This is a genomic window from Mesorhizobium sp. M6A.T.Cr.TU.016.01.1.1 (genome assembly GCF_003952585.1).
GTDB classification, from domain to species: Bacteria; Pseudomonadota; Alphaproteobacteria; order Rhizobiales; family Rhizobiaceae; genus Mesorhizobium; species Mesorhizobium mediterraneum.
In genome coordinates this window covers 2,254,862-2,275,195 of the sequence record NZ_CP034452.1, presented here as the reverse complement: position 1 = coordinate 2,275,195, position 20,334 = coordinate 2,254,862, and the positions used below count along the sequence as shown (strand labels likewise).

The window sequence follows — 20,334 nt, the reverse complement described above, 5'->3', positions numbered from 1 at the left end:
AATAGGAGGCGGGTCAGCCTCTTGTAAGCGAAATCGGCAGGCCGTTGGAAGTCTGGCCGTCGAATTTCTCTCCGCCCGAGGAATAGAGCCGTGCCAGCGTGCCGCCATTCTCATCATACAGCGTCAGCTGCTTGCCGGCGACGTTCCATGATTTGATGCCGTCGATCGGCGCCGGGCAATGCAGCGGTCCGGCCCGATAGCCGGCGCCGAATTTCGTCTGCGGCGTTGCCACCTGGCAGCTCTGGCCGGACACGCTGGCCTTCCACACGCCGGCGACGCTGCCTGCGGTAAGATCCGGAGCTCCGGCCGGTGCCGTTCCGTCCGGCGGCAACGAGGCGACCTGGGGGTTTAGCGTGCCTTGCGGCGCCGTCGGAAATTTCGACGGGTCGGCCGTGCCGGGCGACGCCGGCGGCGGCAGCTGATTTCCGGTTACCTTGCCGGAGGGCGCGGCTTGCAGCGGCGCTGGCTGCTCCTGGTCCATCGATGAGAACCGTGACGTTGAACAGCCGCTCGCAACGAGCGCGGCAAGCGATACGGCCAGCAGACCGGTTTTCGAAAAATCCATTTCAAACCTCCGTCGATCCGGCTGGGGCTGCCGTCCGCACAATGTCTTCCCCCACCAAGATGGAGAAGGTGGCAGAATTTCAACCCGATATGGTTAAAATACCATTTGCGGCAGCATCTGTTGCAACTTTACCACAAAATACGTGCCGCCTAAAAGCCTGCCCTGTGGGTCTGACCCGACCGTGCACAGCGGTTTTGCCTGGAGAGGCGTGCCCTTGGCATTCGGCCCCAGATGCTTGCGCTAGCCGGCTTCGGTCCTATCTCTGGTGAAACGGAACTCTGCCGGAGGCGAAACCTTGGCTGCAAGAAAAAGAGCCGCCAATCGCTACTACAGCGGCCCGCCCAGCGATCATTTCGACGGCACCTTGTTCTTCAATCCCAACGGCAAGCTGCCTGCGCGTTTTTCCGATCTTTTGAAGTGGCAGCTGGGCGGCGAGCGCTCGAAATGGCCAGCGGCGAATCCGAGCCCGTTTCATCAGGCCACGCCGGCCGAGCGGATCGAAGGCCCCGGGCTGAGGCTGACCATGGTCGGCCATTCCACGCTGCTTATCCAGACAGCCGGCCTGAATATCCTCACCGACCCGGTCTGGTCGCGGCGCGTCTCGCCGCTCTCCTTTGCCGGGCCGAAACGGGTCAACCTGCCGGGCATCGCGTTTTCCAGCCTGCCGCCGATCGACCTCGTATTGGTCAGCCACAATCACTACGACCATCTCGACCTCGCCACGCTGAAGCGGCTGAAGACAAAGCATGACCCGCTGGTGCTGACGCCACTCGGCAACGACGTCATTATCGAAGATGGCGTTCCCGGCATGCGGCTCTCCGTGCATGACTGGGGCGAGCGGGTCGACATCGGCAAGGACGTGGCCGTCCATGTCGAGCCGGTGCACCACTGGTCGGCGCGTGGCACCCGCGACCGGCGCATGGCGCTGTGGGCGGGTTTTGTGGTCAAGACGCCGGGCGGAAAGATCTATTTCGCCGGCGACACCGGTTTCCACGATGGCATCAACTATCGGCTGATGGCCGAAAGGCACGGCGGCTTCCGCCTCGCCATCCTGCCGATCGGCGCTTACGAGCCGCGCTGGTTCATGGCGCCACACCACCAGAACCCTGAGGAGGCGGTGCAAGGCATGCTTTTGTGCAACGCCGCCTATGCTGCCGGCTGCCATTGGGGCACGTTCCGGCTCACCAACGAGCCGATCGACGAGCCGGCAAGAAAGCTTGGTGAGGCCCTGGATGACCAGAGCGTCCCGCGCGAACGCTTTCGCGCCTTGCGTCCCGGCGAGGTCTGGGACGTGCCGACGGCCTAGGCAGGCGACCGGCTTCGCGGCGCAGGGAATTTCCAGGCAAATCCAAGGAATCGGAACCCAAGCCATCGCAGACGCGTTTGTAGGTAGTTTCCACAACCGTCGGCCGCGAGGTTTTTTCTCATGATCAAATGGATCATCATTCTTCTGATCATCGCGGCCGCGGCAAGCCTGCTCGGCATGCCGGCCTTGGCCGGAGCTGCCGCCACCGGTGCCCGTATCCTCATCGGCATCGTGCTGATCATCTTCCTGCTGGTCATGCTCGGCGTCTTCGCGGTGACGTAGCGCATCGGCCCGAAAATCGATTTTTGGAAAGCACGATGCGCGGATTCAAAATGTCCGCGCACTGGTAATTTCGGCCGGTATCCGCCATATAGGCGCCAAACCGGCATGAGACCTTTCGATCCATGGCAAGCACTGTCCCCTTCGCCAAGATGAACGGCATCGGCAACGAGATCATCGTTGCCGACATGCACGGTCGCGCCGATCGGGTGACGCCGGCTGCCGCCCTTGCGCTCAACGCCGATGCCGCGACGAAATTCGATCAGATCATGGCGATCCACGATGCCAGGACGCCGGGCACCGCCTTTTTCATCGACATATTGAATTCCGACGGAACCGGCGCGCAGGCCTGCGGCAACGGCATGCGCTGTGTGGTGCAAGCGCTTGCTGCCGAGACCGGCCAGAAGACATTCGCCTTCGAGACGGTCGCCGGCATCCTCAACGCCGAGGAACATGCCGACGGGCTGATCTCGGTCGACATGGGCAGACCGCGTTTCGGCTGGCAGGATATTCCGCTGGCCGAGGAATTCCGCGACACCCGCATGATCGAGCTGCAGATCGGCCCGATCGACGCGCCTGTGCTGCACTCGCCCTCGGTCGTGTCGATGGGCAATCCGCACGCCATTTTCTGGGTCGACCGCGACGTCTGGTCCTACGAGCTCGACCGCTTCGGTCCGCTGCTCGAAAACCACCCGATCTTCCCCGAACGCGCCAACATCACAATCGCGCAGGTGACCTCGCCCGAGACGATGGTCATCCGCACCTGGGAGCGCGGCGCCGGCCTGACCAAGGCCTGCGGCACGGCGGCTTGTGCCGCCGTCGTCGCTGCCGCCCGCACCAAGCGGACCGGACGCAGCGTCTCCTTGGTGACGCCCGGCGGCGGCTCCTTGCATGTCGAATGGCGCGGCGACGACCACGTCGTCCTCACCGGTGCCGCCGAATGGGAATTTTCCGGCAGCTTCGACCCGTCGACCGGCGTGTGGGCCCGCGACACCGAAAGCGCCGCCTGATGCCCGCTCTTCCCAAGAAGGGCATTGACGTCGTTACCTTCGGCTGCCGGCTGAACACCTACGAATCCGAGGTGATGCGGCGCGAGGCGGAAAGCGCCGGCCTTGGCGCGCTGGCAGGCGGCGCCATCATCTTCAACACCTGCGCCGTCACCGGCGAGGCGGTGCGCCAGGCAAAGCAGTCGATCCGCAAGGCCCGCCGCGAGAACCCGGCCGCCCGCATCATCGTCACCGGCTGCGCCGCGCAGACCGAGCCGCAGAATTTCGTCGCCATGGACGAGGTCGATCTCGTCCTCGGCAATGAGGAGAAGCTGAAGGCGAATTCCTATCGCGCGCTGCCGGATTTCGGCGTCAACGATACCGAGAAGGCTCGCGTCAACGATATCTTTTCGGTACGCGAGACGGCCGCCCACATGGTCGACGCCATCGAAGGCCGGGCGCGAGCCTTCGTCCAGGTGCAGAACGGCTGCGACCACCGCTGCACCTTCTGCATCATCCCCTATGGCCGCGGCAATTCGCGCTCGGTGCCGATGGGCGCCGTAGTCGAGCAGGTCAAGCGGCTGAGCGGCAATGGCTATGCCGAGATCGTGCTGACCGGCGTCGACATGACCAGCTTCGGCGCCGACCTGCCGGGCAGCCCGAAACTCGGCAAATTGGTCAAGACAATCCTCAAGCAGGTGCCTGACGTGAAACGCCTGCGCCTCTCCTCGATCGATTCGATCGAGGCCGACGACGATCTGCTCGACGCGATCGCCACCGAGCCCCGACTGATGCCACATCTGCATCTGTCGCTGCAGGCGGGCGACGACATGATCCTGAAACGGATGAAGCGCCGACACAACCGGGATCAGTCGATCCGTTTTTGCGAGGATTTGCGCAAATTGCGCCCCGGCATCGTCTTCGGCGCCGACATCATCGCCGGCTTCCCGACCGAGACGGACGCCATGTTCGAAAAATCGCTGGAGATCGTCGAGGAATGCGGGCTGACGCATCTCCACGTTTTTCCATTTTCACCGCGCGAAGGCACCCCCGCGGCGCGCATGCCGCAGCTTCGCCGCGAGGTGGTCAAGCAGCGTGCTGCACGGCTGCGCGCCGCCGGTGGCGCCGCCTATGTCAGTCACCTCGCCGCACTCGCCGGAACGCGCCAGTCGATCCTGGTCGAGCGCGACGGGCTCGGCCGCACCGAAGGGTTTACGCTCGCCGCGGTCTCCGCCGGCGCGCCGGGCGAAATCGTTGAGGCTGATATCGCCGGCCATGATGGTATCAGACTGATTGCGGCGCCGCTTGCCGCCAGCGTCGCCTGAGACGCAAAGACATGGCTGGTTTTTTCAAGAAGATATTTTCGTTCGGCAAGAAGGAAGTGGTCGAGGAGCGGATCGACGAGTCGGCACCTCTGCCGCCGATCAAATGGGATGCGCTGGAGGCGCTGAAACCGGCTTCTGAGCAGGCCGTTCCGGAATTTTTGAAACGGGAAGAGCGTCAGCCCGAAACAGAAGCTGCGCCTCCGCCGCCAGTCGAGGCGGAAGCACCGCTCGCGCCGCAGCCGGCGCCTGTTGAAGAGGCCGCGCCCGCTCCTGCACCAACCATTCCGCCCGGGCCAGACATCCAGCCGGAACCCGCTCCGATCGAGGAGCCGGAGGCGCCTGCCGAGGAGCCGGCGCCAGAGCCTGAAATCCAGCCGGTTCCGGTCGAGGAGCTGGAACCGGAGCCGGAAGCGCCTGCTGAACAGGCAGCGCCCGAGGAAATCCCGGCCGTTCCCGTCATCCCTGAGCCGGCTCCTGCACCAGAGCCTCAGCCACCAGAAGTCGCCCCATCCCAGCCGGAAAAACGGCCTGAGCCGGCGCCCGTCGACATGCCGGCGCCGCCCGCCGAGATCCCCTCAACGGCGCCCAAGCCTGAGGCGCCGCCGGCCGAAATCCCGCCCCCCATTCGCCAGCCGGCGCCGGTCGAGGCAAAGCCAATCCTTGCTGAGATCGCACCGGAGCCGGAGGCCGTTCCGCAACCACCGCCGGAGCCAAAGCCAGCCCCCGGCAAGGTGACCGTAACCAAGAAGGTCGAGCAGAAAGCCCAGCCACAGAAGGCGCCGGAACCGGCACCGAAACGCTCGTGGTTCCAGCGTATGAAGGAGGGGCTTGCCCGCTCTTCCCGGGAACTGTCCGGCAACATCGCCGGCGTCTTCACCAAGCGCAAGCTGGACGAGGACACGCTGCAGGATCTCGAGGACGTGCTGATCCGCGCCGATCTCGGCATGGAGACGGCATTGCGCATCACCGATTCGCTGGCCGCCAGCCGCTACGGCAAGGACGTCTCCGAGACGGAAGTCCGCGCCATCATGGCGACGGAGGTGGAGAAGGTGCTGACCCACGTCGCCATGCCGCTGGAGCTTGATCTCAGTCACAAGCCGCATGTCATCCTTGTCGTCGGCGTCAACGGCACCGGCAAGACCACAACCATCGGCAAGCTGGCGGCAAAGCTGACCGATGGCGGCCTGTCGGTGATGCTCGCAGCCGGCGACACGTTCCGCGCCGCCGCGATTGAGCAGTTGAAGATCTGGGGCGAGCGCACCAAATCGCCGGTCATCGCCTCGAAGCTTGGCGCCGACGCCGCCGGCCTCGCTTACGACGCCTTCGAACAGGCCAAGCAAGCCGGCTCCGACGTGCTGATCATCGACACCGCCGGGCGGTTGCAGAACAAGACCGAGCTGATGGCGGAACTGGAAAAGATAGTTCGGGTGCTGGGCAAGCTCGATCCGGAGGCGCCGCACACCGTGCTGCAGACGGTCGACGCCACCACCGGCCAGAACGCGCTCAACCAGGTCGAGATCTTCCGCAATGTCGCCGGCGTCAATGGCCTGGTGATGACCAAGCTGGACGGCACGGCACGCGGCGGTATTCTGGTGGCGATCGCGGCAAAGCACAAATTGCCGGTTTATTTCATCGGCGTCGGCGAACAAGTCGACGACCTCGAACCTTTCTCCGCAAGCGAGTTCGCCAGGGCGATCGCTGGAGTGGCCTAACAAGCATGATCCCAAAAAGTTGCAGACTTTTTGGACAGGATCGTGCGTAAGAAGGAAGCCTATGAACCCGCCCATCCTCGAACGCGACCCGTCCGACCCACAGAAACAGAAGAAGGAAGGCGTCAATCCGCTGCTCAAGCTGGTGCTGGAGCTCGGCCCGCTGATGGTGTTCTTCTTTGCCAACGCGCGTGGCGCGTGGCTGACGCAGAAATTTCCGGCGCTGGCCGAATTCGGCGGGCCGATCTTCGTCGCCACCGGCCTGTTCATGGCGGCCACCGCGATCGCGCTGATCGCCTCCTGGCTGCTCACCCGCACCTTGCCGATCATGCCGATGGTGTCGGGCGTCGTGGTGTTCGTCTTCGGCGCGCTGACGCTCTATCTGCAGGACGACATCTTCATCAAGATGAAGCCGACCATCGTCAACATGCTGTTCGGCGGCGTCCTGCTCGGCGGCCTGTTCTTCGGCAAATCGCTGCTCGGCTACGTCTTCGATTCGGCCTTCAGCCTCGATGCCGAAGGCTGGAAGAAACTCACCTTCCGCTGGGGCCTGTTTTTCCTGTTCCTGGCCCTTGTCAACGAAGTGGTCTGGCGGAATTTTTCCACCGACGCATGGGTTACCTTCAAGGTTTGGGGAATCATGCCGATCACGCTTCTTTTCACCTTCAGCCAGATGCCGCTGATCATGCGCCATTCGCTTGAAGGCAAGCCCGGAAAAGAAGAGAAGGCCGGCAAGTAACAGTTGGGGAGAGGGCATGGAATTCGTCACCACGCGCGAAGAGCTGAGAACGATCTACAAGACGCCTCGGCCGACCGACGGCTCTATCCGCAAGGAATTGAAGGCGCTGGATGGTCACAGCCGTTCTTTCATCGGCAAAAGCCCCTTCGTGCTGATCGGCTCCTCCGACGGCGCCGGCAATGCCGATGTGACGCCGAAGGGCGACAAGCCCGGCTTTGCCGTCGTGCTCGACGAGAGGACCATCGCCATCCCCGACCGGCCCGGCAACAACCGGCTCGACACGCTTGAGAACATTCTTATCAACCCCTCGGTCGGGCTGCTCTTTCTCATTCCAGGCATGAACGAGACGCTGCGCGTCAACGGCGATGCTCGCATCACCGTCGATGCGGGCTTGCGCGAGCGGCTCGCGGTCGACGGCAAGGAACCGCAAAGCGTCGTCCTGGTGACGGTCAAGGCCGCCTACATGCACTGCGCCAAGGCTTTCATGCGCTCCGATTTGTGGAAGCCCGAAAGCTGGTACGACCGCGCGACGCTGCCGACGCTCGGCCAGATCCTGCGCGACCAGTTGGCGCTCGCCGATTCGGCCGAGGCGACCGACCGCTGGCTGGATGACGAATACAAACACACCATGTGGTAGACTGTTTCGGACATGATCCGTCCGAAACACCTCTCGGCCCTCGACGCCTGCTGACCGGCCGCGCTGCAACCATCAAAGGTCGCGGCGAAATTCCTTCAGCGTTTGCGGCGCATCGTCTCGACATCGGTCTCGCCAACGAACCAGTCCCGCGCAGCGACCTCCTCGAAAACCACCCAGACGTCGTTGCTGGTCAGGCCGGTGGCGCCGGTGATGGCCGCGGTCACCTGGGCGGCGATCGCGGCCTTCTTGCCGGCCGGGTCATCGGCAATCACCTCCTTGACCAGGCGGATGTTCACGAATGGCATGGCGCCCTCCCCTGGGATATTGCTTGGCGGCCGCTCAAAATGTCTTTGCGCCGTTGACCATCAGCCGGACCATGTAGAGTGAGGTCGTGCCGGCGATGTAGAGGCAGTTCAGCTTGTTGCCGCCGAACACGCAATTGGCGACGACTTCCGGCACCTTGATCCTGCCGATCAGCGTCCCGTCCGGATCGTAGCAATGGATGCCGTCGGCGGCACTGGTCCAGATCCTATCTTGATCGTCGAGCCTGAAGCCATCGAACAGGCCGGCCGCGCAGTCGGCGAAGACTTTTTCGCCGGACACCTTCTTGCCACCCTTGTCGACATTGAACACCCGCATATGCGCCGGATTCTGCGCGCCGTGCGTGCGGCCGGTATCGACGACATAGAGCTTGCTTTCGTCGAGCGAGAAGGCAAGCCCGTTGGGCCTGACCATATCGGTGATGACAGCGTCGATCTCACCGGTGCCGGGATCGGCCCGGTAGACATGGCAGGCGCCGATCTCGCTCTCGGCCTTGTCGCCCTCATAGTCCGTGTCGATGCCGTAGGTTGGGTCGGTGAACCAGATCGACCCGTCGGACTTGACCACTGCATCGTTGGGCGAGTTCAGCCGCTTGCCGCGCCATTTGTCGGCGATGGTGGTGATTGAGCCGTCATGCTCGGTGCGGCTGACCCGCCGGCCCGAATGCTCGCAAGTGACCAGCCGACCCTGCCGGTCAACGGTGTTGCCATTGGAATTACCCGACGGCTGCCGGAACACGCTGACGCTGCCGTCGGTCTCGTCGTAACGCAGCATGCGGTTGTTGGGGATGTCGGACCACACCACATAACGGCCGGCCGCGAACCAGGCCGGCCCTTCCGCCCAACGGCATCCGGTGAACAGCTTTTCCACCTGCGCATTGCTGTTGAACAGCCGCGCAAAACGTGGATCGAGAATCTCGTAGTCTTCGGCGGCCATGATTTTCCTCCCAGTCATGCAAATCGGTGATGCCGGCGCGATCAAGCCAGCCGGCGATCAATATGGCAAGATCGCTGATATCAGTCTCACCGCATCTTGAGGCATCGAGGCAAGCTGCGGCAGTGCCGCCTGCCCAAATGACGGGGTTCATGCGCCGTTAACCGGCTATGCGTCCGGCGCAATGGTGCATTGCAACATCTTCTTTTTGCAACGCACCATAACTATGTCATGCTCCATACAGATCAAGGGAGGAACAACCTGCCGCAACAATGCGGCGCAAAAGGAACCTCGCTATGATTCTCGACAGCCTCATGAGCCGCGCTCGCGCCACCATCGCCAAGCGCCGGCAATACAACCGCCTCGTCGCCGAAATCGACTCCTTTTCCAGCCGCGATCTGGCCGACATGCGCGCCGACCGCAGCGAAATGCTCTATCAGGTCCACAAGCAGATCTACGGCTGAGGCGAACGCATGATCCCGAACCGAAGGTCAGCGCAGCAAAAAGTTGCAGACTTTTCGGACGAGATCATGCGCAACCAGAACTGTTTGATCGGGCTTAGCCGATCCATTCGATCCAGCGGCCGTGATAATCGCAATGGGCCAAGCGGCGTGTCTCGCCGCCGGGCCATAGAGTGAGGCTGAGTACCGCCCAATTGTTTGTGGGATCGCGCGGCTCCATCCTCAGCCTTGCGATAGGCGCAGCGGCCGTGGCCTGTCTGCCCGCCTGCTCCAGCGCAGCGGTGATGGCATCCTTGGTCGCCCGCGGCAGGTACTGCCACATGATCGAATGGTAGAGCACGAAGGCGCCGCCCCGCTGCCGTGCGGCCAGTGCCTTCTCGACAAAATCCGCCGCGTCCGCTTTGACAAGCAGCGGTGGAAATTTTTCGGCAAGTGACAGCGCGGCGTCGAGCCGGGCCAGCCGCGCTGCCTGATCGGCCCAGACAAAAGACCGAAGCCGTAACCGCGCCGCTGCGTCGGCGACGTCCACCGGCGCGACGTCGCAGCCGGCGCGGTAGCGGACGTCGATCGCCCCACCAAGCGGAACAGCGCGGCCGCGCGCCTCCGGCGCCAACCGGGCGGGGGAGGCCGGGTCGCCCCACTCGGCATCGCGGTAGCTGTAGTGAAAGCTGTCGAACAGGAGATTGAGCCCGGCGCTGGCGCCGATCTCGCATAGATCCAGCGGCAGGCCGGTTTCCCGCGCGACCGTCAGAAATCCAGGCAGCAGCATCGCCGACCGGGCGATTTCATTGGTCTGCGGCGCGCCGGCGAGGCCGGCGACGATCCGCTCGTCGGATCGCGCAATTGCCTCCGGCAGCACCGCCGCGATCTCGGATTCGCTTGTCTGGTTGGGCGGATAGATCAGTGCCAGTCGCTCACTGGCACCCGTCAGGACCAACGCATGCAGCGCGCCGCAGACCCGCAATGCGAGGGCGTCGGCGCGCGCGTCGCCCGGCCAGCCGAGCACCGCCTGCCCGGTCCTGGTGTTTGCGTCGAGAACCTTGGCCAACGCACGGCATAAATTCGCGGTGAAGGGCGAGCCAAGTCCATCGCAGGCTTTCGCCTGAGCCAGAAAATGATCGCGAATGTCCCGTTCGACCATCGCGTTTCCGCCGTCTCAGCCCGGCGCGGCCAGCGCCTTCTCGATCTCCGGCAAAAGCAGCGTCTGCGCCGAGCCTGGCGTCAGCGGGCCGACATGCTTGTAGGCGATATTGCCGTCCTTGCCGACGACGAAGGTTTCCGGCACGCCGTAGACGCCCCAGTCGATCGCCGCGCGCCCTGCCGCGTCGACGCCGATCGCCTGGAACGGATTGCCGAGATCGCCGAGGAACCGGCGGGCGTTTTCCGGCTGGTCCTTGTAGTTGAGCGCTGCGATGACGAAGCGCTTGTCCTGCGACAGCGCCAGCAGCACCGGATGTTCGTCACGGCATGGCCCGCACCAGGACGCGAAGACGTTGACCAGCGTGACCTTGCCGGCGAACTGCTTGGAGTCGAGCCCCGGCAAATTCATGCCCTCCAGCGCCGGCAGATTGGTCTGCGGCGCCGGCAGGCCGATCAGCGCCGATGGCACCTCCGAGGTGTCGCGGCCGGACAGCAGCTGCGTCAGGAACAGCCCAGCCAGCCCGAGGAAAATCAGCAGCGGCAAAAGCACGATCAGGCGCCGCCCGCGCGCCGGCGTTTTGGCCTCCATGCTCATCGCTTCCTTGTCCCCGCCTTGTCGGAGCGACGCCGCACGCCGGACGCTTCCAGCTCGGCGAGATCCCGCTTGCGTGCCCGTTGGTCGAGAAGGATCCAGCCGACCAGCCCGGCCAGAACTACGGCCGTGATGGCATAGGCGGCGGTCACATAGAGCGCATGCGCGCTCATATGGTTCGCTCCGCCGGCGCAAAGCCTTTCCGCCGGACCATTTCGCTTCGTTCGAACATGTCTTTCCTTAACCTTGCGCTATCGGCTTCGCAATCGACAGCAGCGCCGCAGCCCTTGAGGTCAGGCGGCCGTCTAATTTAGTCCGCCCCATGACGCAGCGCCAGCGCCGCTGCAACCGGCCCCAGCACGGCAAGAAACAAGGTCAGCGCGGCGAGAATGAGGAAAGGCTGCAGGAACGGATCGGGGTCCGCCACCGCGCCATAGCTTGCCGAGACGCCAAAGATCAGCACCGGAATGGTCAGCGGCAATACCAGCACCGAGATCAACAGCCCGCCGCGCGGCAGCGCCACCGCCACCGCCGCGCCGGCAGCGCCGATGAAGGTGATCGCCGGCGTGCCGACCAAAAGGGTCAGCGCCGTGGCGCCGATGCCGATCGGTTCCATATTCATGAACAGGCCAAGCAGGGGTGCCGCGATAACCAGCGGCAGCACGCTTCCCGCCCAATGCGCCAGGCATTTCGTCAGCACGGTCAACGCCAGCACGTGCCGGTCGTCGCCGAGCACCAGAAGATCGAGCGAGCCGTCTTCCCGGTCGGCCTGGAACAATCGGTCGAGACCGAGCAGGCAAGCGAGCAAGGCGCCGATCCACAGGATTGCCGGGCCGATGCGGGCGAGCAGATTGAGGTCCGGTCCGACGCCGAAGGGGATCGTGGCGATCACCGCGAGAAAGAAGATCACGCCGGTCAGCGCCCCGCCCCCGGCGCGGATACTGAGGCGGATGTCGCGAAGGAAGAGGGACCACATTACGATGCAGCCCCGATGTATTCGTAATGGCCAGGCAAAGGCCGGAGTTCCTTCACGCCCCCCTCTGTCCTGCCGGACATCTCCCCCACTTGGGGGGAGATTGGCTGTCGGCTCCGCTTTCGCCAATTTTCAACATTGCAAATTGGGCGGCGACGCCGAAGCCGCCGATCTCCCCCCAAGTGGGGGAGATGTCCGGCAGGACAGAGGGGGGCGCCGTGGAGCTCCGACATCAAACGGCCTCCCCCATCCTCAACTCCTTCGCTCCCTCAATTCCCAGCGGCAGATGCGTGGCCGCCACAACGATCCCTCCGCCTTCCAGATGCTTCCGCATCAGCACGGCGAATCGCTCTTCCGATGCCTTGTCCAATCCTGCCGTCGGCTCGTCGAGCAGCCACAGTGGCCGCCGGCTGACCAGCAGTTTTGCGATCGCCGCGCGCCGCCTCTGCCCAGTCGAGAGATAGCCGAACGGCAGATGGCCGATATCACCAAGTCCGACCGTTTCCAGCGCCTCTTCGGCACGCAAGAAATCCGCGCCCGAAAAATCGCGCCAGAAGCGCAGATTTTCCGTCACGGTCAACGCCGTCTTCATCGCGTTCTGGTGGCCGAGATAGTGGCAGGCCGAGGCAACCGACGGAAAATCCTCGCCGCCGCCTTCGATATGCACACGACCGGCCGCCACCGGAAGCAGCCCGGCGACGACCCTGAGCAGCGTCGATTTCCCCGCGCCGTTCGGCCCGGTGACGATAAGCGCCTGGCCTTTCTCAAGGGCAAAGTTGATGCCGGAAAAGACCGCCTCGCCGCCGCGTTCGCCGCCCAGATTTTCGGCGATCAGCCGCATTCGTTCCCCTTCGCCGGAAGTCCTAGCGCGGCTTCGGTGCGCCGCAACAAAAATGGCGATTCCGTGTCTAGAACTATTCCAGGAAATTCTCTATATGCGGGTCATCCGTGCCAGCGGTCGGCACGGGAACAGAATTAGCGCCGAACCAGCGCACGCGCCGCCTTGAACGGCTCGGGTTGGCTGGGAACGGACAGCGGAAATGGCCGTACCCGCACCTTTGCGCGTGATTGCATGCCATCGGCGTCCGTTCCCTTTCAGGCTGAACAGACAAGGACGGACCGCACGTGTCAAAATCCCTCGATAGTTTCAATTGCCGCCGCACGCTGACTGCTGGTGGCGCCGAATATGTCTATTACAACCTCATCGAGGCCGAGAAGAACGGCCTCACCGGCATTGCCCAGTTGCCCTATTCGATGAAGGTGCTGCTGGAGAACCTGCTGCGCAACGAGGACGGCCGTTCCGTCACTAAGGAGAGCATCCAGGCGGTCGCCGGCTGGCTGACCGACCGGGGCACCGCCGGCGTCGAGATTGCCTATCGCCCGGCTCGCGTGCTGATGCAGGATTTCACCGGCGTTCCGGCCGTTGTCGACCTGGCTGCGATGCGCGACGCCATGGCCTCGCTTGGCGGCGACCCGCAAAAGATCAATCCGCTGGTGCCGGTCGATCTGGTCATCGACCACTCGGTCATCGTCGATGAATTCGGCACGCCGCTGGCTTTCGCCCGCAATGTCGAGCTTGAGTACGAGCGCAACGAAGAGCGCTACAAATTCCTGAAATGGGGCCAGCAGGCCTTCCGCAATTTCCGCGTCGTGCCGCCCGGCACCGGCATCTGCCACCAGGTCAATCTCGAATATCTTGGCCAGGTCGTGTGGACCAACACTGAAGATGGCGAAACCACCGCCTACCCCGATACCTGCGTCGGCACCGATTCCCACACCACCATGATCAACGGTCTTGGCGTGCTCGGCTGGGGCGTCGGCGGCATCGAGGCCGAGGCCGCCATGCTCGGCCAGCCCGTCTCCATGCTGTTGCCCGAAGTCATCGGCTTCCGCCTCACCGGCAGGCTCAGGGAAGGTGTCACCGCCACCGACCTCGTGCTCACCGTCACCCAGATGCTGCGCAAGAAGGGCGTCGTCGGCAAATTCGTCGAATTCTTCGGTCCGGGTCTGTCCAACATGACGCTGGCCGACCGCGCTACCATCGGCAACATGGCGCCCGAATATGGCGCCACCTGCGGCTTCTTCCCGGTCGATGGCGAAACCATCCGCTACCTCACCATGTCCGGCCGCGAGGAAAACCGTATCGCGCTGGTCGAGGCGTACGCGAAGGCGCAAGGCATGTGGCGCGATACCGGCTCGGCCGACCCGGTCTTCACCGACCTGCTCGAGCTCGATCTCGGCGATGTGGTGCCGTCGATGGCCGGCCCCAAGCGTCCGGAAGGCCGCGTGGCGCTTGAAGGCATTCCGGACGGCTTTGCCAAGGCGATGGAGACCGAATACCGGAAGGCCGCCGAAATCGACAAGCGCTATGCCGTCGAAGGCACCAACTATGATCTCGGCCATGGCGATGTCGTCATCGCCGCCATCACCTCCTGCACCAACACCTCGAACCCGAGCGTGCTGATCGGCGCCGGGCTGCTGGCGCGCAACGCCAACCGGCTCGGGCTCAAGCAGAAGCCGTGGGTCAAGACATCGCTGGCGCCGGGCAGCCAGGTCGTCGCCGAATATCTGGAGAAATCCGGCCTGCAGAAGGAACTCGACCAAATCGGCTTCAATCTGGTCGGCTTCGGCTGCACCACCTGCATCGGCAATTCCGGCCCGCTGCCGACGCCGATCTCCAAGACCATCAACGATAAGGGCTTGATCGCCGCCGCGGTCTTGTCCGGCAATCGCAATTTCGAGGGCCGCGTCTCGCCCGACGTGCAGGCAAACTACCTTGCTTCGCCGCCGCTGGTCGTCGCCCACGCGCTGGCCGGGACCGTGACCAAGGACCTGACCACCGAGCCGCTCGGCGAAGACCGTGACGGCAACCCGGTCTACCTTAGGGATATCTGGCCGAGCTCGGTCGAGATCCAGGAGTTCATCGAAAAGAACGTGACGCGCGAACTGTTCGCCCGCAAATATGCCGACGTCTTCAAGGGCGACGAATACTGGCAGAACGTCAAGGCGCCGGAAGGCCAGACCTACGCTTGGGACGACAATTCGACCTATGTGCAGAACCCGCCCTATTTCGACGGCATGACCGCTGGTTTCGGCACAATCGGCGACATCAAGGGCGCCCGGGTGCTCGGCCTGCTCGGCGACAAGATCACCACCGATCATATCTCGCCGGCCGGCTCGATCAAGGCGGCCTCGCCTGCCGGCAAATATCTCACCGACCACGGCGTCGGCGTCGCCGACTTCAACCAGTATGGCACGCGGCGCGGCAATCATGAGGTGATGATGCGCGGCACCTTCGCCAACATCCGCATCCGCAACCATATGCTGGGCGAGAACGGCCGCGAGGGCGGCTACACCATCCACTATCCGTCGAAGGAAGAGACCTCGATCTACGACGCCGCCATGGAGTACAAGAAGGAAGGCGTGCCGCTGGTCATCTTCGCCGGTGTCGAATACGGCAACGGCTCGTCGCGCGACTGGGCGGCCAAGGGCACCAACCTCTTGGGCGTCCGCGCCGTCATCGCCCAGTCCTTCGAGCGCATCCACCGCTCGAACCTGGTCGGCATGGGCGTCATTCCCTTCGTCTTCGTAGAGGGCACCTCATGGGCCTCGCTCAACCTTAGGGGTGACGAGCTGGTTGAGATCGACGGCCTGAGCACCATCAAGCCGCGCCAGAAGATGATCGCGAAGATCACCTATGGCGACGGCACGGTGAAGGACGTTCCGATCATCTGCCGCATCGATACGCTGGACGAACTCGACTACTTCAAGAACGGCGGCATCCTGCAATATGTGCTGCGCGATTTGGCAGCTTAGTAGGGCAGTAAGGGAGTAAGGGAGTAAGGGAGACAGCCCCCCTATTCCCCTATTCCCCTATTCCCCTATTCCCCTATTCCCCTATTTTGGCGCTCCGAAGCGCGCCGTCGCCGCCAGCAGCACGCCGAGCATCAGCCCGTTGAGGATGTGCCACAGGAAATGCGTGCCGAGCGGAAAGCTGCCGCAGACCAGCGGATCGATCATCCGGCAGATGACCGACACGACGAAGATCGCCGAGCCCGCCAGATTGTACCAGCCGGCGCGGTTGCCGCTCGCCGCCACCCAGGCGCCGAAGAAGGCTAGCGCCAGGAAAGGCGGCAGATAGCCGGTCGTGCCGTTCGACGCCTGGCGCAGCCAGTCCGGCACGGCCCAGGTCAACAACCCGGTGACGGCATAGAAGGCAACGAAGATGGCGATCGCCTTGCCCCATCTCATGCCGAGGAAACGGCGCAGGTTGAACAGCGTGTAGGCCAGCGTGAACCCGGCGATCGGCAGCACGTCAGCCCAGACCGTGCCGTGGTTGGCAAAGGTATGGAACAGCGCCGAGCCGATGCCGATCGCCACCACCCACCAGGCCAGCGCTTCGGCGAAGATGCCTGTGCCGCGCCGGCGCACCTCCCGGACACCCCACAGCCCGGCGGCAAGAAAAGCCAGATTAGTGAGTGCGTTGGCCGGTTCGGCCCAGAACTCCGGCCCGGTCCGCTCGCAGTAGAGGTCGACCGGCGTCAGGAGGGTTTGCCACATGCTGATTGTTGCCCGAATCGGCTTCTACCGTGAAGTGTGACCCTTCCTATTGCGCCCTTGCAGTTGGTTGCAATGGCAAATTTCACCGCAACGTGACTTCCCGTTGACTGTCGCTTCTGCCACATATTTCAGCAATCAGAACAAGGCCGGCATCACCGGCGGGAGTCCAAACGGCCATGACATCTCGAAGACCATTGCGGCTTGCGGCACTTGCGCTGGCCCTCTCGGTGTTTGCCGGCGCTGGACTTGCCGGCAATGTGCTTGCCGGCGAGGCCGACAAGCCCCAGGCTGACAAATCCTTGACCGATCAACCGTTGGGCGTGGTCGAGCTCTTTACCAGCCAAGGCTGCAATTCCTGCCTGCCGGCCGATGAATTCTTCGCCGAGCTTGCCAACAAGGAGAACATCGTCGCGCTCGCCTACCATGTCGACTACTGGGATTATCTCGGTTGGAAGGACACGCTGAGCCGCAAGGAGAACACCGAGCGGCAATATGAGTATATGCGCGCCTTCGGCAGCCGCTCGGTCTATACGCCGCAGGCCGTCATCAACGGCCGCAGCCATGTCAACGGCGCCAGCCGCATGGAAGTCGACGGCGCGCTCGCCCGCATGGAGAAATCAGGCGACGGCATGCGGGTCAGCATCAAGGTCAGCCGGACCAGCGACCGCGTCATCATCGACGCCGGCGATGCCGGGACCGGCCCCAGCGATGCGCATGTCGTCATCGTCTATTTCGACCCGCCGCAGACGATCAAGATCGGCAAGGGCGAAAACACTGGCCGCAGCATGACCTACTGGAACGCCGTCTCCGGTATCCAGACCGCCGGCATGTGGCACGGCAAGGCGCAGCGCTACGAATTGCCGATGAGCGTAATTTCCAAGAAAGGCGGCTGCGCCGTGCTGTTGCAATCGGTGGGCAAGGACGGCCTGCCCGGCCCCATTCTGGGCGCCGCCTTGATCCACAAGCCTTGACCACAGCGCGCCCTTCTCCCCTTGTGGGAGAAGGTGGGTCGGTGCGCAGCGCCGAGACGGTTGAGGGGTGCTGGAAGAAATGAGGCGTTAAAATATGAAATGATTTTAGGCGCTTACGTCTTCAGCGCAGCGATCCTTCCAACACCCCTCATCCGACCTCGCTTCGCGAGGCCACCTTCTCCCACAAGGAGACCTTTGCACAGAAGCCGAACGGTGATTCTGTGGTGAAGGCTGGAGCAGGGAGATTCGGGATGGCGGATCGTGTTTTGGGTCAGTTGAGTCTGGCGGACGGTCTGGCGGCGTCGGATGAGACGATTTTCGACCTAGTATCGAAGGAACTGGACTGGGCGCCGATCCGAACATTGCTGGGTCAGCGCAGCGGTCCTGGCTCGGGCAACACCAGCTATCCGGCGGAACCGCTGGTGCGCTGTCTTTTGCTGGGCATGTGGCATGGGCTGAGCGATCCGGCGCTTGAGGCGCAGATCCGGGACCGATTGTCGTTCCGCCGCTTTGCCGGTTTCAGCCTTTCGGACCGCACGCCCGACCATTCGACACTGTGGCGCTTCCGCGAGGAGCTGACGCGTGAGCGACTGATCGACAAGGTCTTTGAGGAGATCAACCGTCAGCTGGAGGAGAAGGGCCTGATCGTCAAGCGCGGCACCTTGGTCGATGCCACGTTCCTGCAGGCTCGTGGCCGTCCGCCCAAGCAGCCGAAAAAGGGCCACCAAGGTCCGGTCAAGCCGTCGGCCGACAAGGATGCGCGTTGGGGCAAGAAGGGCAAGAAGAGCACCTTCGGCTACAAGATGCACATCGGCGTCGACCAGGAGCACACCTTGATCCGGCGTGTCGAGGCGAGCGACGCCTCGGTCACCGACACCGAGCCGGCCGACCAGTTGATCTGCGGCGACGAGAAGGCGGCCTATGGCGATCAAGCCTATTACACCCACGCCCGCCATGCCCGGCTCGCCGCCGCCAACATTAAGGACCGGCTGATGCGGCGGCCCAACAAGCATCACCCCGAGTTGCCGCCGCGCCACAAGCTGCGCAACCGGCTGATCGCCAAGGTGCGGGCGGCAGTGGAGCGGCCTTTCGCCGTGTTCAAGGAGCGTTACGGCATGCGACGCCTGCGCTTCTTCAACCTCGCCACCAACCGCACGCAGTGCATACTGGCCGCCTGCGCTTACAATCTGCGCACCATGATTGGCGTCCTCTATCCACCCGATGAGAGGCGGACATGAGGGAGGAGTGCGTCCACAATCCGGCAGGATGGCTGCCTAAACCGACAAAGGCCTCGCAAGGGCCGCGGAAAACCGCTCTGCCGGCCTTCAAAAAGGCCCTCACTGACCACCGAAATCCACTTCGCTCCCCGTGCAAAGCCCTCACAAGGGGAGAAGGGAGAGCCGCGCTACCCGCCATGGTCTCAGCCAATAAAAAACCGGCGTCAGCTTGCTTCTGACGCCGGTCATTTAGGTTTTGGGATCGTCGCACCCGATTTTTCCAAGGAAAAACCGAGGTTGGTTCGATCCGACGCAGACCCGTGGGCGGGGGGCTTGGGGTTTACGAGCCAGTGCCGGACCGAACCGTCTCAGGCAACACCCGTAAATTCGTCGGACATTGGGGCATGAGCGCGGATAAAAGAAGGCAGAATTGTGGCGAAGCATCACCAATTCCAACGGGCGTTTTATAAACGTGACTGGACACTGCGGAAACGGTGCGCCGCCGCCTTTGCTCGGTCGGGCTTGCAATTCTACGGCGAAAGCGCCAACTTTGGTTGGCATAAGATTCATTCGAAGGGATCGAGGCATGACTGATCATGGCAGTGGGACGGAGGATGGGGACGCATCCGCAATACTGATCCCGCTGCATGAGGCAAGACGCGAACGCCTCGACCAGCCGGTGCGGTTCGACCGGCGCGAACTGGACCAGATCCTGAGGCTTTACGGGCGCATGGTCGCCGCCAATGAGTGGCGCGACTACGCCATCGACCATCTCACCGATCGCGCCGTCTTTTCCGTGTTCCGCCGCACCAGCGAGGTGCCGCTGTTCCAGATCGTCAAGGATCCGAAGCTGGCGCGCCGGCAAGGCGCATTCGCCGTCATCGCCGCCGGCGGCCGCATCCTCAAGCGCGGCCAGGAACTTGGCCGCGTGCTTGGCGTCTTCGACCGCACGCTGAAGCTGGTCGAGGCCTAACTACTTATTCTGGCTGCGGAATTTCTGTTCCGGCAACGAGTTGATATCGGGCGGAATTAGAGCCCCGTCATTGATCGGCAGTTGCATGAACACCGTGTCCAGCCAGCGTCCGTGCTTATAGCCGGAGCCTTCGAGGCGGCCCGAATGGCGAAAGCCGAGTTTTTCATGTAGCCGCACCGAGGCACTGTCCGGTCGGCCGTCGCCGATCACCGCGATGACCTGGCGGAAGCCCGCCGCCGCGGCGGCCTCGATCAGCCCTTGCATCAGCTTGAGCCCGACGCCTTGGCCCTTGGCCTCGGGCGCGACATAGACGGAATCCTCGACGACAAAGCGATACGCGGGGCGTGGCCGGAAGGCGCCGGCATAGGCATAGCCGAGCACGATGCCGTCTTTTTCCGCCACCAGATAGGGAAAGCCGCCCGCTATCAAACTGTCGAATCGCTGGCCCATCTCGGCGCGGCTTGGCGGCTCCAGCTCGTAGCTCGCCGTCCCGTTTGTCACCGCGTCGGCATAGATATCGGTGATCTGGTCGAGGTCCGCCGATGTAGCGGCCCGTATGGTGACGTTGCTCATAATTTATGCAAATCGTTCATCTGCCTTCTATCACAGCAGAGGCCGGAACAAAAGAAAAGGGCGGCCGTTGGGCC

At 63.4% G+C, this 20,334-nt stretch carries 22 protein-coding genes; 12 read left to right on the top strand and 10 right to left on the bottom strand.

The window, feature by feature from the left end:
- Positions 1-13 precede the first annotated feature (13 nt).
- On the bottom strand, positions 14-565 hold the full coding sequence (locus tag EJ075_RS10740; protein WP_095484886.1) for an AprI/Inh family metalloprotease inhibitor: 552 nt from the start codon (positions 563-565) through the stop codon (positions 14-16).
- Between the two features lie 295 nt (positions 566-860).
- Between EJ075_RS10740 and EJ075_RS10735 the strand changes: the two genes are divergently transcribed.
- The 7 genes from EJ075_RS10735 (at position 861) to EJ075_RS10705 (ending at position 7,546) form a co-directional block, all read left to right on the top strand.
- Positions 861-1,871: an MBL fold metallo-hydrolase gene (locus tag EJ075_RS10735; protein ID WP_095484885.1), complete on the top strand. Its 1,011-nt coding sequence runs from the start codon at positions 861-863 to the stop codon at positions 1,869-1,871.
- A 120-nt stretch (positions 1,872-1,991) separates the two neighbouring features.
- The gene (locus tag EJ075_RS10730) at positions 1,992-2,153 is read left to right on the top strand and encodes a DUF1328 family protein (protein ID WP_095484884.1); all 162 of its coding nucleotides are present in this window, start codon (positions 1,992-1,994) and stop codon (positions 2,151-2,153) included.
- Positions 2,154-2,275: 122 nt separating this feature from the next.
- A complete protein-coding gene (gene dapF / locus EJ075_RS10725; protein ID WP_095484883.1) occupies positions 2,276-3,160 on the top strand; it encodes a diaminopimelate epimerase in 885 nt (294 codons plus the stop codon).
- Complete coding sequence (mtaB, locus tag EJ075_RS10720) at positions 3,160-4,461, top strand: tRNA (N(6)-L-threonylcarbamoyladenosine(37)-C(2))-methylthiotransferase MtaB (protein WP_126104338.1); 1,302 nt, start codon at positions 3,160-3,162, stop codon at positions 4,459-4,461. The genes dapF and mtaB overlap by 1 nt, the downstream gene beginning before the upstream one ends.
- A gap of 11 nt (positions 4,462-4,472) precedes the next feature.
- The gene (gene ftsY, locus EJ075_RS10715; RefSeq protein ID WP_126104337.1) at positions 4,473-6,173 is read left to right on the top strand and encodes a signal recognition particle-docking protein FtsY; all 1,701 of its coding nucleotides are present in this window, start codon (positions 4,473-4,475) and stop codon (positions 6,171-6,173) included.
- 61 nt (positions 6,174-6,234) lie between these two features.
- Entirely contained in the window at positions 6,235-6,909 is a 675-nt protein-coding gene (locus EJ075_RS10710; protein WP_095484881.1) for a septation protein A, read from the top strand.
- A 16-nt stretch (positions 6,910-6,925) separates the two neighbouring features.
- Positions 6,926-7,546 (top strand): pyridoxamine 5'-phosphate oxidase family protein, encoded by a 621-nt coding sequence (locus EJ075_RS10705; RefSeq protein WP_095484880.1) that lies wholly within the window; start codon positions 6,926-6,928, stop codon positions 7,544-7,546.
- Positions 7,547-7,641: 95 nt separating this feature from the next.
- Here the strand turns inward: EJ075_RS10705 and EJ075_RS10700 are convergent, their stop codons facing one another.
- Together EJ075_RS10700 and EJ075_RS10695 are read right to left on the bottom strand one after the other, a co-directional pair.
- Positions 7,642-7,851, bottom strand: a complete 210-nt coding sequence (locus EJ075_RS10700; RefSeq protein ID WP_126104336.1) for a tautomerase family protein — start codon at positions 7,849-7,851, stop codon at positions 7,642-7,644.
- Positions 7,852-7,885: 34 nt separating this feature from the next.
- Positions 7,886-8,806, bottom strand: a complete 921-nt coding sequence (locus EJ075_RS10695; protein ID WP_126107303.1) for an SMP-30/gluconolactonase/LRE family protein — start codon at positions 8,804-8,806, stop codon at positions 7,886-7,888.
- Between the two features lie 290 nt (positions 8,807-9,096).
- Between EJ075_RS10695 and EJ075_RS10690 the strand changes: the two genes are divergently transcribed.
- Positions 9,097-9,264 carry a hypothetical protein gene (locus EJ075_RS10690; protein ID WP_095485113.1) on the top strand — a complete coding sequence of 56 codons (168 nt, stop codon included), beginning with the start codon at positions 9,097-9,099 and terminating at the stop codon, positions 9,262-9,264.
- Between the two features lie 94 nt (positions 9,265-9,358).
- Here the strand turns inward: EJ075_RS10690 and EJ075_RS10685 are convergent, their stop codons facing one another.
- The 5 genes from EJ075_RS10685 to ccmA form a co-directional block, all read right to left on the bottom strand.
- Positions 9,359-10,402 carry a DUF2332 family protein gene (locus EJ075_RS10685; RefSeq protein ID WP_126104335.1) on the bottom strand — a complete coding sequence of 348 codons (1,044 nt, stop codon included), beginning with the start codon at positions 10,400-10,402 and terminating at the stop codon, positions 9,359-9,361.
- Positions 10,403-10,417: 15 nt separating this feature from the next.
- Positions 10,418-10,996 (bottom strand): DsbE family thiol:disulfide interchange protein, encoded by a 579-nt coding sequence (locus EJ075_RS10680; RefSeq protein ID WP_095484878.1) that lies wholly within the window; start codon positions 10,994-10,996, stop codon positions 10,418-10,420.
- On the bottom strand, positions 10,993-11,166 hold the full coding sequence (gene ccmD, locus EJ075_RS10675) for a heme exporter protein CcmD (RefSeq protein WP_095484877.1): 174 nt from the start codon (positions 11,164-11,166) through the stop codon (positions 10,993-10,995). The genes EJ075_RS10680 and ccmD overlap by 4 nt, the downstream gene beginning before the upstream one ends.
- Positions 11,167-11,303: 137 nt before the next feature.
- A complete protein-coding gene (gene ccmB / locus EJ075_RS10670) occupies positions 11,304-11,969 on the bottom strand; it encodes a heme exporter protein CcmB (RefSeq protein ID WP_095484876.1) in 666 nt (221 codons plus the stop codon).
- Positions 11,970-12,198: 229 nt separating this feature from the next.
- Positions 12,199-12,807 carry a heme ABC exporter ATP-binding protein CcmA gene (gene ccmA, locus EJ075_RS10665; RefSeq protein ID WP_095484874.1) on the bottom strand — a complete coding sequence of 203 codons (609 nt, stop codon included), beginning with the start codon at positions 12,805-12,807 and terminating at the stop codon, positions 12,199-12,201.
- Positions 12,808-13,091: 284 nt separating this feature from the next.
- Here ccmA and acnA point away from each other — a divergent pair, with 284 nt between their 5' ends.
- Positions 13,092-15,782, top strand: a complete 2,691-nt coding sequence (acnA, locus tag EJ075_RS10660) for an aconitate hydratase AcnA (protein ID WP_126104334.1) — start codon at positions 13,092-13,094, stop codon at positions 15,780-15,782.
- Between the two features lie 81 nt (positions 15,783-15,863).
- Here the strand turns inward: acnA and EJ075_RS10655 are convergent, their stop codons facing one another.
- Complete coding sequence (locus EJ075_RS10655; protein WP_126104333.1) at positions 15,864-16,526, bottom strand: ceramidase domain-containing protein; 663 nt, start codon at positions 16,524-16,526, stop codon at positions 15,864-15,866.
- A 176-nt stretch (positions 16,527-16,702) separates the two neighbouring features.
- Between EJ075_RS10655 and EJ075_RS10650 the strand changes: the two genes are divergently transcribed.
- From EJ075_RS10650 to EJ075_RS10640, 3 genes are all read left to right on the top strand, one after another.
- Positions 16,703-17,497, top strand: a complete 795-nt coding sequence (locus EJ075_RS10650; protein ID WP_126104332.1) for a thioredoxin family protein — start codon at positions 16,703-16,705, stop codon at positions 17,495-17,497.
- Positions 17,498-17,748: 251 nt separating this feature from the next.
- The gene (locus EJ075_RS10645; RefSeq protein WP_126103272.1) at positions 17,749-18,735 is read left to right on the top strand and encodes an IS5 family transposase; all 987 of its coding nucleotides are present in this window, start codon (positions 17,749-17,751) and stop codon (positions 18,733-18,735) included.
- Between the two features lie 565 nt (positions 18,736-19,300).
- A complete protein-coding gene (locus tag EJ075_RS10640) occupies positions 19,301-19,687 on the top strand; it encodes a DUF2794 domain-containing protein (protein WP_095484870.1) in 387 nt (128 codons plus the stop codon).
- On the opposite strand, the gene EJ075_RS10635 is transcribed toward EJ075_RS10640, so the two are convergent.
- A complete protein-coding gene (locus EJ075_RS10635) occupies positions 19,688-20,260 on the bottom strand; it encodes a GNAT family N-acetyltransferase (protein ID WP_126104331.1) in 573 nt (190 codons plus the stop codon).
- Between the last annotated feature and the right edge of the window lie 74 nt (positions 20,261-20,334).

Coding starts and splice junctions, on each gene's coding strand:
- EJ075_RS10645 (WP_126103272.1), top strand. CDS start 17,749: ATGGCGGATCGTGTTTTGGGTCAGTTGAGTCTGGCGGACGGTCTGGCG.
- EJ075_RS10635 (WP_126104331.1), bottom strand. CDS start 20,260: ATGAGCAACGTCACCATACGGGCCGCTACATCGGCGGACCTCGACCAG.
- EJ075_RS10740 (WP_095484886.1), bottom strand. CDS start 565: ATGGATTTTTCGAAAACCGGTCTGCTGGCCGTATCGCTTGCCGCGCTC.
- ccmA (WP_095484874.1), bottom strand. CDS start 12,807: ATGCGGCTGATCGCCGAAAATCTGGGCGGCGAACGCGGCGGCGAGGCG.
- EJ075_RS10685 (WP_126104335.1), bottom strand. CDS start 10,402: ATGGTCGAACGGGACATTCGCGATCATTTTCTGGCTCAGGCGAAAGCC.
- EJ075_RS10690 (WP_095485113.1), top strand. CDS start 9,097: ATGATTCTCGACAGCCTCATGAGCCGCGCTCGCGCCACCATCGCCAAG.
- EJ075_RS10705 (WP_095484880.1), top strand. CDS start 6,926: ATGGAATTCGTCACCACGCGCGAAGAGCTGAGAACGATCTACAAGACG.
- EJ075_RS10650 (WP_126104332.1), top strand. CDS start 16,703: ATGACATCTCGAAGACCATTGCGGCTTGCGGCACTTGCGCTGGCCCTC.
- ccmB (WP_095484876.1), bottom strand. CDS start 11,969: ATGTGGTCCCTCTTCCTTCGCGACATCCGCCTCAGTATCCGCGCCGGG.
- dapF (WP_095484883.1), top strand. CDS start 2,276: ATGGCAAGCACTGTCCCCTTCGCCAAGATGAACGGCATCGGCAACGAG.
- EJ075_RS10700 (WP_126104336.1), bottom strand. CDS start 7,851: ATGCCATTCGTGAACATCCGCCTGGTCAAGGAGGTGATTGCCGATGAC.
- ccmD (WP_095484877.1), bottom strand. CDS start 11,166: ATGAGCGCGCATGCGCTCTATGTGACCGCCGCCTATGCCATCACGGCC.
- EJ075_RS10710 (WP_095484881.1), top strand. CDS start 6,235: ATGAACCCGCCCATCCTCGAACGCGACCCGTCCGACCCACAGAAACAG.
- ftsY (WP_126104337.1), top strand. CDS start 4,473: ATGGCTGGTTTTTTCAAGAAGATATTTTCGTTCGGCAAGAAGGAAGTG.
- EJ075_RS10640 (WP_095484870.1), top strand. CDS start 19,301: ATGACTGATCATGGCAGTGGGACGGAGGATGGGGACGCATCCGCAATA.
- EJ075_RS10655 (WP_126104333.1), bottom strand. CDS start 16,526: ATGTGGCAAACCCTCCTGACGCCGGTCGACCTCTACTGCGAGCGGACC.
- EJ075_RS10730 (WP_095484884.1), top strand. CDS start 1,992: ATGATCAAATGGATCATCATTCTTCTGATCATCGCGGCCGCGGCAAGC.
- mtaB (WP_126104338.1), top strand. CDS start 3,160: ATGCCCGCTCTTCCCAAGAAGGGCATTGACGTCGTTACCTTCGGCTGC.
- EJ075_RS10680 (WP_095484878.1), bottom strand. CDS start 10,996: ATGAGCATGGAGGCCAAAACGCCGGCGCGCGGGCGGCGCCTGATCGTG.